Below are 9,264 nucleotides of genomic sequence, written 5' to 3' on the forward strand. Positions count from 1 at the left end.
GAACAGTTCGCCATTCTCAATTCCATCTGGGCGGCCAGTATCATTCTTGCCGAAGTTCCCTCTGGTGCCCTATCCGATATGATTGGCCGCAAAAAAATGATTGTCGCCGCTGGTATATTCATGGTCATCGAAATGGTGGTCTGGGGATTTGCACCGACTTCCGACCTCGACCTACTCTTTTGGATTCTCGCGATCAACCGGATTCTTAGTGGATTAGCGGAAGCAGCGGCCAGCGGCGCAGATGAGGCATTGGTTTACGACTCAATTGACGAGGCCGGCAAAAAGGAGGACTGGGCAAAAATCCTCCAAAAAGTAACCCGCTGGCAATCTTTTGCCTTCATGATTGCCCTCCTTACGGGTGGAATTATTTACGATCCGGACGTAATGAATCAAGCCTGTGCCTTCCTCGGGTTTGAAAATTCGCTTACCCAGCAGGATACTATGCGCTGGCCCATTCTACTTAACTTGGTAACTGCCGTGCTCACCCTTCTCTCTGCATGTGCCCTTCGCGAAACTGAGAACTACCAATCCAAATCAGATTTGCTGCCTCTCCGGGCCGCTTTTTCACAAACCTGGAATGTTGCCCTTTGGATTGCCCGCACTCCTTTTGCTTTACTTGTGATCCTTGCCGCTGCCACCGTGGATAGCGTGATCCGAATGTTCATCACCATGAACAGTGAATACTACCGACTCATTTCCTACCCCGAAGTTGCCTTTGGTATAATCGGGGCTGTTATTGCTCTTCAGGGTATGGTTGTTGCCCGTATATCCCGGGAGATGACGGAACGATTCGGCCCGAATCAAAATTTTCTCATTATTTCAGTTCTCGCACTACTTTCTTTTATTGGAATTCGATTTTTCATTCCCCACTTTGGTGTGATTTTTTCCATGCTCCTTTTTGCCGCCATGGGCATGACTGGGTTTTGCACCAGTTATTATCTCAATAAAACCGCAGACAAGTCGATTCGGGCCACTCTGCTAAGTTTCAAGGGATTAGCCTTAAACCTTGGCTATGGCGGAATCGGAATTCTCTATGCTCTTCTTGTAGTTAGCTTAAGAAAGGATTCTAATTTAGCGAACGACTCTGGACTTCTCTTTCAGGCGGCAGCGGATTGGTTTGCTCCATGGTTTGCGATCACCTTCATCGGGATGCTTTTATGCAATTGGAAACTTCGGCCTAAACCACCCGCCTGAATGAATGATCCCGCCAAGGAAATAGAGATCTGATTTCTCTTTCCGAAATCTAAAGTTCAACATCATCTTGCCAAAGAAGAACCGGTTGTTTCTCCCCGGTCTCATTGGCCCAGTTCTCGATGGCTGCCTCCACCTGTTGCCTAACTAAGATACTCATTTGATGACGCACCTTGGAACTGGACACCCGAAAGAGCATCCGTATCTCGGAATTATCCTCGTTAGTTGAAAACAAATTAAAAATACTCCCCTGCCCACCCTTGGCATTTCCATCAAGGACCAAGCCCAGTGGCTTTTGCAAACCTTGAGAAATTAAACTGGCCGCCCCCTCCACATCCTGCGGATCAAACTCCAATGAAAATGCACCCACTCCATCCGGCGTACCAAACAACATCCGGCACTTTCCATTTGGAGCATCCGCAAAGGCAAATACACCATCGGCCAAGCCAACAAAGACTTTTAATTCATCCGTTATCCCACCGCTTAATTCCTGCTTTCCACCCTCGGCTTTTTCCTCCTTCTTTTCTTCTTCCTTGGTTTCGGGCTTTTCATTTTCTACCGGCACTGCTTCCGATCCAGAGGTATCTTTATCACCGCCCAACTCCTCAGTCGGTGCCTGTACAATTTCCGGAGTATTATTTCCCACTGCGTTTATCATACCTTCGTATAACTGACGCACCGCTTTACTCAGCTCTTTTCCAGTATGTTCAAATTGCGGATACCATCTTTCTTCGACCTCCTTCTTTTTTTTATCCCACAATTCATTCCATCCGACTTGCCAATCTTTAAGAATTTCCAGGAAAGCCCGCCCCTCCACAACTTGCACTTTTAATTGAGCCAACTTTTCTTTTTCCAATACCCGAAGGATTTCGAACTGTTTTCGGAATGCATTTAATGCTGGTACCAATGGTTTGTTTGCTAGATCAACCGCCATCCTCTTGGTCTCCTCCAATAAGTTTGAACGAAGCTCGGAAGGTACCTCAATATTTTCTAATAACTCAGGGAAGTTAGAGACTCTTGCCTTCCCCTTTTCATAAAACCACAAGATCTGGGACTCTTTCGGAAAGGTACCCTCGAAAAGGTTTTTAAAGCTCGTCCTTAATTGCTCCTCTGCGATTTGTTTCCTCACTTCCTGCGATCTTTTCTTAATTCCATCGCGCAACCTTTGACTTAGGGACTTGGTCAGTGCTCCCCCCTCCTTCAATGAGTCGGCAAAATATTGGCTCCATTTTTCGCCACCGTATTTAACGGCAACCATCTCCTGGACAGCTGACAAATATTTATCGGTTAATAAATTCAAACTTTTTCCGGGTGGTACATGGTTAGCTATATCGTCGCGGATTGCCTGTTCGATTTTCTTCTTTTGGGGTAGCCAGAAATCTGTGGATTTAAGAAAATTTTCAAAGCGGTTTTTTTCCCAGTGCATCGCTGCTCGCTCGACCAATTTCTCCGATGCCTCAAATACTCCATACACCGGGGGGGTAGCCTGCAAGTCCTCTCCCTGGTTCTTATTCAATGCCTGCAGGGCAACAACCTGCAATTCCTCCTTTGTTTTTAAACTCTCTGGAAATTGGTTCTTTTGGACAAATAATCGGATCTGTTCGTACTGTGCTTGGTATTGTTTCGCAATTTCCAGACGCATATCTGTGGACATTTCCGATACCTTCCTTTTTAACTCCTCAAAAACTGGCCCGGTTTTACCAACCAACTGCTCGAACCAATCGTTCAATGCGTTAAAATCATCGGTCGACAAAGGCTGCAACCCCTTTGACCGTTCCTCGAATAGTTGATTCAGCCGGCCATTTAAATCCTCCTTTGTCGGGTACGAAAGATTATCCCGTAAACGCTTCAACTGTTCCCCCGCTGCCAACTCCCTGGCTTTTCCATAAACCTGCTCCATGCTTTGCTTTGCATATTGCTGGGCTTTTGCTGGGGCTTCCTGTGCCCAGTCCTTGGCCGCCCGCTTTAATACATCCGCCCGTTCAATGGGCAAAGGACTTTGTTCCTTGGCCCACTCCAATGTATCGGAGACCGTCTTTTCCAGCTCTTGCATACGCCAGGCCTCAATCCATTTACGGGTAGGTTTTTCTCCCGTCTTTTTTGCCTCAAATTCTTTTACCCGCCCGAGCATTTCCTTCGAAAGTAACTGGCTCAATTCATCCACTGCAGATTCATTGGCGTCGGCTGTGCCCTGCAGGTACATTCTTGCTTTCTCTGCTGCCGCACGCAAGGCCAGCATCCTCTTGGCTCCAGCCTTGGGATCATTGGTTTGCCCAAACAGGAAGATCCCGCTTGTCAATACCAGTAAAGTACTAAGTGCACATCTCAAATTCATTCCTCCACTCATCGTTCTAATTTCCCATACTCGCCTACCACCGAGTTAAGCAGCGGATATCCACGCTTCGTTAACTCCCCGGCCACCCGAACAAGCTGGGTGGAAACTCCATCTTGTACTTCACCAATTTCTTTGAGAGGCAACTGGTCAGCACATTGGGCAACGGCTGCCCATTGCAATCCCTCCACCTGTTCCTTCCACTTGGCCACCCGGTCGGCCACATATCCAAATGCATAATCACGGCGCTCCTCATCGATTATAAAATCTTCAGATACCAGGCTCGGATCAGCTGGCTGAGTCTTGGCAAGTGGATCGTAAAGGGTAATAAATTGTAGGGCACCTTCCTCTTCCCCAGCAGGTGGTTCATAGGCCAGTGCTGCATTATAAAGATCGTCCTGCAATTTTGCCCGGTCATTCATCTCCAATGCTTTGCCGCACAAACTCTCAAACCTCTGATCATTTGGAAAAGCACCCTCCCATTGTATTCTGCTAAAGTCTGGAAAAGCTCCCAGTTCTGCCTCCCTCTCCCAGGCATCCATTACCGTGTCCACCCGCAGGATCAATTGTTGTTTCCACATATCGAGGATGCGTGGTCCCTGGTTTCGCATTGCCTCAGTATATTCAATCACCATTAACCGGGTAATAATAGCAAGAATAAGTACTAAAGGTAATGCCACTTGTACCAAGGCATCATTTGGACTGAGCGTTGGAGAACTCCGAGCTTTTGCCCCGCCCTTTCCATTAATCAAGCTATCGAGGCCAGACAGCCCCTTCCTCTTTGTACTCACTGGACCTCGCTTTCGTCTATTGGCACATTCGTAGTGGCGAACTGCCCAAATGCATTACGCAGAGCACTGCGCTCAGCTTTTCTATCTGCCTCCGCAGACTTAAGCAGAGAAACCACCTTCTCTCTTTGGACTTCGGCCTCCTCCCGACTTAGGTTCAATGTCGCATTGGCTGACCGAATTTGAGAAATGGTCTCCTCCAGTTTTTCCGTACCCGAAACCCCAGATTCTTTTAAAGAAGTCAGGCATTCCTCCATGGTACGCAAACTTCCAGCCATACCCTCAAAGTCCACATTTAATTTCCTCGCCTGATCCAACTGGTCTTGATGCATCGTTTCCAGGGAACCAAGCATTTTTTGATCGGTTTCATTCCCTGCTTCATGTGCATCTCCAATCCTGCCAAGTAAGGATTCCAAATTCCCCAGCCTTCCCAACTCCTGTAATGGGGCCAACATTTCCTGGCCCTGTTTTTGGGAATCTCCCAACCCTTCAATTCTTTGATTTGCCCGGGCCAGTTCCTCTTTGAGCCCAGCCAATTCACCCTTTATCTCGACCAAAGTATTAGGCACATCCTGTATACTCGTTCCGTCAAGTCGCTCGCCAAATGCCCGGCTTGCATCTCCCAGACTATGCATATCGCCCACTAAGCGCTCGATGGTTTCTGTCAGGCTTAAGTCTTCATCATCACTTAATTCAGTTGCCCATTGAAAACACCAGCTCAATGGCTTGGCGGCCAAAAATGCACCAATCAAGCCTAGTAAAGAGCTCAGTAAGGCTGTAGCAGTCCCCCCAAGCAACTGGTCCAGAGAACCTTTAATTTTGTCTACCGTTTGACCACCATCACCAAGCTCTTTCACCCCGCTCACATCCAGCCCAATCAACAATCCGTACAGAGTACCCGCCAATCCGAGCATCACCAGAAAGTAGGAAAAATTAAGGGGGTATGGGTCGCTTGGTATCTCCCGCCTTTGTAAAACATCATTACCCGAACGCAAAACCTTCCAACCCTGCAGGCATGGAAACAAAAACAGCAGGACAGGGACCAATGTACTAATGGTACTCAAATCGGCGGACAACCATGCCAACTTTAGGTACAGCCAACCAGGTAAAAGATCACTTATGAGAACCAAGCCCGGCGAGTATGATTGCAAGGCTACTTCCAGGTTTACCAACCATGCCACAAGAGATACCAGCAACAACGCCAGTGACCCCCAAAAGAGAAACTTGGTTTTACTTAAATTGATTTCTTTTTCGCTCACTTTTTTTCCTTCGGGTTGGGCTATTGTTTTAAAGATCTGACTATGCACTTCTCCAAGTTTAGTCAGCAAGGCAAAATCCCTGCCCATCTTTATTTTTTTCCCAATCATTCATACGCAAAGTTGACAAACCCAGTACTCAACTCCGTTATACATCTCATGAATCGTAGACACTTCCTGACCACAACCGCCGGGTCTCTGGCTCTCGCCGGTCTATCCCACGCCCAGTCGAAGTCCTTTCGTGGAATCATTCACAAGGCGGTCAAGGTGGGCACCGCTCCCGATGAGAAACATTTTCAAAGAGTAAAAGACCTCGGGTTTGATGGGATCGAGGGCAATGCACCCGGCTTACAGGTAGAACCAATGAAAAAAGTCTGTGCTCAGCTCGACCTCCCCATGCACGGTGTGGTTTACAGTAAACACTGGCAGGTTCGACTATCCGATAGGAATCCTGAGGTTCGCGAAAAGAGCCGCAATGGTCTCGCCCAGGCGATGCGTGATGCCAAGGCAGTCGGTGGAACTTCTGTTTTACTAGTTCCAGGAAAAGTTACCGGAGAACAGGAAAACCACCAGCATGTATGGGATCGTTCGATTGAACAAATCCAGCAACTTCTCCCTCTCGCAGAGGAGTTAAAGATTCATATCCTGATCGAAACCGTATGGAATGGATTTTGTTACAAACCCGAGCAATTTCGGGATTATATCGATGCCTGTGACAGCCCATGGGTGCAGGCATATTTTGATATCGGCAATATGCAAAGGTTTGCTCCCAGCCATGAATGGATCCGTATCCTGGGCAAACGCACCCTCAAGCTCGATATTAAGGACTGGGGCTCAAAGAATGGCTTTTGCCCGCTCGGACAGGGAGACGTCGATTGGAAGAAAGTTCGAAACGAATTAGAAAAGATCGAATTTTCCGGCTGGGCTACCCGTGAGGGCAACGACGGCGGGGTCGACAAGACTGCTAAGTTAATGAATGAACTGTTGGCTCTTTAGGAAATACGGTTCAAAAGACATAAAAAAAGCCGGACTCCCCATTTTCATGAGAGCCCGACTTGCCCGATACAAAGATCTAATTATTTATCCTAGAAATCAAACTTGAGTCCAACTTCTACGCTTCTACCAGCTGAAGGAGCATGGTTCTTGAGTACAGAGGCATGGTTAAATGCAAGTTCATCAGTAAGATTGTTTCCACGAAGGAAAAGCGTACCGACATTGTCGCCAATATTAATATCATAAGATGCGAATGCACTTAAGATAGAATATGCATCAGTTGCTTCCTCGCTGTGATCTTCATGAACAGCAACTTTATCCTGTTTCAAAGAGCGAATGAATTTCATACCGAAATCTAGTTTCTCTTGTTGAACTTCGAAACCAAATCCAATTCTTGCTGCTGGAATTCTTGGTAAGTTTCCACCCTCGGTCTTATTTTTACCGCGTACCATGTCGCCATATGCCGAAAGCAGTAAATCCCACCCTGGGTTCTCCATCGCTAACCAATCAATCTCAACCTCAAATCCTTGGAACTCAGCATCTGCAGATTCATATTTTTTTTCTTCAAGACCCTCTGCTCCTGAAGAAAATTCATTATCAGCTCGGTTGGGCAAATGGCCTGTTGCATCCCGAATCTGCTCAGTGTCTTCCAGAAATATGTAATTTTTATACTCGGTATGAAATGCTGAGAATTGACCTGTAATATTGCCAATTTTCTTACGAAGAATAACTTCAATACCAACGGCAGACTCAGTACCTAAAGTTGAAGTACCAACATCATAGGACTCGGTCGCATGATGCCCTCCGTCAGAATACAATTCGGCTGTATCTGGAGCACGCTCAGAGTAACTCAAGTTACCACTGATGTTCCAAATTTCATTGAGATCATGTGAAGCTCCACCACTTGCGCTAAATAATGAATCATCGCGATCCCCAGTTCCTTCATAGTCACGAGCAAAACTTTCCCAACGAATTCCGCCATTCAATATGGTTTGATCGCTCAAGGCATATTGCTCGATTAAGAAAAGGGCTATCCTCGTAGAATCCTCTGAACTGATTGCATCATTTTGAGGAACTGAATTATTGTTATCATCCTTACTGAGACCACCAAGAATGCTTTCTTCACCTTCAATTTTGAATTCATCAAAAACACCGTGAATTCCAAAGACTCCCCTCAACACACCGAATTCATGATCAAATGCAATTTTCGCATCAAACCCCTCTTTAAAGTAAGTCGAATGAGTGTGCCACTCTGTAACATTATCTTCAGTTTCATAACCACTCTCACTGTGCTTGTAGTCTGCATAACCAAGGTTTAGTTCGACTGCTCGAAGCCACTCGGAATCTGTAATTTCGATTTCAGAACGGAATTCAAAACGATCCCTTTCCATTTCGATAAGAGTATCACTCTCGGCATGTTCTCCGGGTACTCCATAGTCGTTTTCATAGTTAGAGAAACTGAACCCAGTGTAGCCCGAATCTAATTTATACGATCCACCAAACCCAATTGACTGGCTCTCTCCATGGCTATTTTTAACTAAATTAAAGGGTCCCTCTAAATCACCTGAGTGATGATCCTCCTTGTAAAAGCTTGGAGTTTCGTAGTCATTAAAATCCCTGATAAAACCATTGATTTGAAAATTAAAATTATCAGAACCTGCGAAAGCAGTGATACCGGAATTAAAGCCATCATCCACGCTGCTGTAACTCGATAACAAGGAACCACTAATTCCAGATGGAATATCTATAGGAATACTACGATCAATTACATTTACAACACCACCGATCGCGCTTCCTCCATGTAAAAGTGCAGATGAACCACGTAGAATTTCGATTCTGTCTACAAGTAATGGATCTATAGGTACTGCATGGTCTTCTGACTGACCAGAAACATCAAAGGAATCAGACCCATTTTGTACAACTTTAATTCTAAACTTATCCTGACCTCGAATGATGGGGCGATTAGCAGATGGACCAAATTGAGTTTGGTTAACTCCAGGAAGATCAGACAAAGTTTCGGCTATTGTTTTGCTTCTGGCTCTATCGAGTTCATCACCAGTAAGAATACCCACAGATTGAGTAGTTTCGTTAATTTTGGTATCAAGCGGGCTTGATTCAACAACCAGAGCATCGAGTTGCTCGGCTGCCTGTTTGTCTTTTTGCCCCAGTGCAAAAGCGAAGGGCAATAGTAATAATAAAGGTAATTTTAATGATTTCATTGAATTGAATGATTAGAGAGATTTTAAGATTTTGAAAAAACACATTAATCCAAGCAAATGGACTGGTTTAACTACACACCTTCCACACTCTCGGAATTGGCAGGTGAAATGAGGAGACGCGTCCTGCAAATATCGGCAGGATAACAAAGCTCCGTATTAAAAATTTTAAACTTTTTCGGGTGGACCCCTAGCCCGGTTTGTAAAATCCTCCCCCACTGCAGGTTTACTCGCAGATTCAAGGTGAGTAAGACCTACAGATAAAAGTTCGACCGGAAACGCATCAAAATTCGTAAAGCCGTGTTCCACAGATTTACCAAATACAACAACCACACAACTACCCGCATCTGGTTCATCCTCGGAGGAGTTTTCCTGATGAGAGGAACAGGCCTTACCCGCCTTACTGTGCGGACATCCCTTATCTCCATGAAACACAAAGGAGTGAATGCTTGGGGAAATCACAGAAACCGTGAGGGTCCCAACGATGA

The 9,264-nt window shown here is 45.9% G+C and carries 7 protein-coding genes; 2 read left to right on the forward strand and 5 right to left on the reverse strand.

Translation table 11 applies throughout. The features are described 5' to 3' along the window. Positions 1-1,194 (forward strand): MFS transporter (locus tag ACKPQ4_RS02605; RefSeq protein WP_407679654.1); only part of this gene is annotated, 1,194 nt, incomplete at its 5' end. A 49-nt stretch (positions 1,195-1,243) separates the two neighbouring features. Here ACKPQ4_RS02605 and ACKPQ4_RS02610 read toward each other — a convergent pair. Genes ACKPQ4_RS02610 through ACKPQ4_RS02620 form a run of 3 tightly spaced genes read right to left on the reverse strand, consistent with a single transcriptional unit; the run spans position 1,244 to position 5,570 of the window. After that, on the reverse strand, positions 1,244-3,526 hold the full coding sequence (locus ACKPQ4_RS02610) for a hypothetical protein (RefSeq protein ID WP_407679655.1): 2,283 nt from the start codon (positions 3,524-3,526) through the stop codon (positions 1,244-1,246). A gap of 8 nt (positions 3,527-3,534) precedes the next feature. Next, the gene (locus tag ACKPQ4_RS02615; RefSeq protein ID WP_407679656.1) at positions 3,535-4,314 is read right to left on the reverse strand and encodes a hypothetical protein; all 780 of its coding nucleotides are present in this window, start codon (positions 4,312-4,314) and stop codon (positions 3,535-3,537) included. Continuing rightward, positions 4,311-5,570 carry a hypothetical protein gene (locus tag ACKPQ4_RS02620; protein WP_407679657.1) on the reverse strand — a complete coding sequence of 420 codons (1,260 nt, stop codon included), beginning with the start codon at positions 5,568-5,570 and terminating at the stop codon, positions 4,311-4,313. The genes ACKPQ4_RS02615 and ACKPQ4_RS02620 overlap by 4 nt, the downstream gene beginning before the upstream one ends. A gap of 156 nt (positions 5,571-5,726) precedes the next feature. Between ACKPQ4_RS02620 and ACKPQ4_RS02625 the strand changes: the two genes are divergently transcribed. Next, a complete protein-coding gene (locus tag ACKPQ4_RS02625; RefSeq protein ID WP_407679658.1) occupies positions 5,727-6,563 on the forward strand; it encodes a sugar phosphate isomerase/epimerase family protein in 837 nt (278 codons plus the stop codon). Between the two features lie 89 nt (positions 6,564-6,652). Here ACKPQ4_RS02625 and ACKPQ4_RS02630 read toward each other — a convergent pair whose 3' ends face one another. Continuing rightward, on the reverse strand, positions 6,653-8,779 hold the full coding sequence (locus ACKPQ4_RS02630; RefSeq protein WP_407679659.1) for a TonB-dependent receptor: 2,127 nt from the start codon (positions 8,777-8,779) through the stop codon (positions 6,653-6,655). A 165-nt stretch (positions 8,780-8,944) separates the two neighbouring features. Then, positions 8,945-9,264 (reverse strand): hypothetical protein (locus ACKPQ4_RS02635; protein ID WP_407679660.1); only part of this gene is annotated, 320 nt, incomplete at its 5' end.

It is taken from the genome of Candidatus Chordibacter forsetii, assembly GCF_964187505.1.
Classification (GTDB): Bacteria; Verrucomicrobiota; Verrucomicrobiia; order Opitutales; family Seribacteraceae; genus Chordibacter; species Chordibacter forsetii.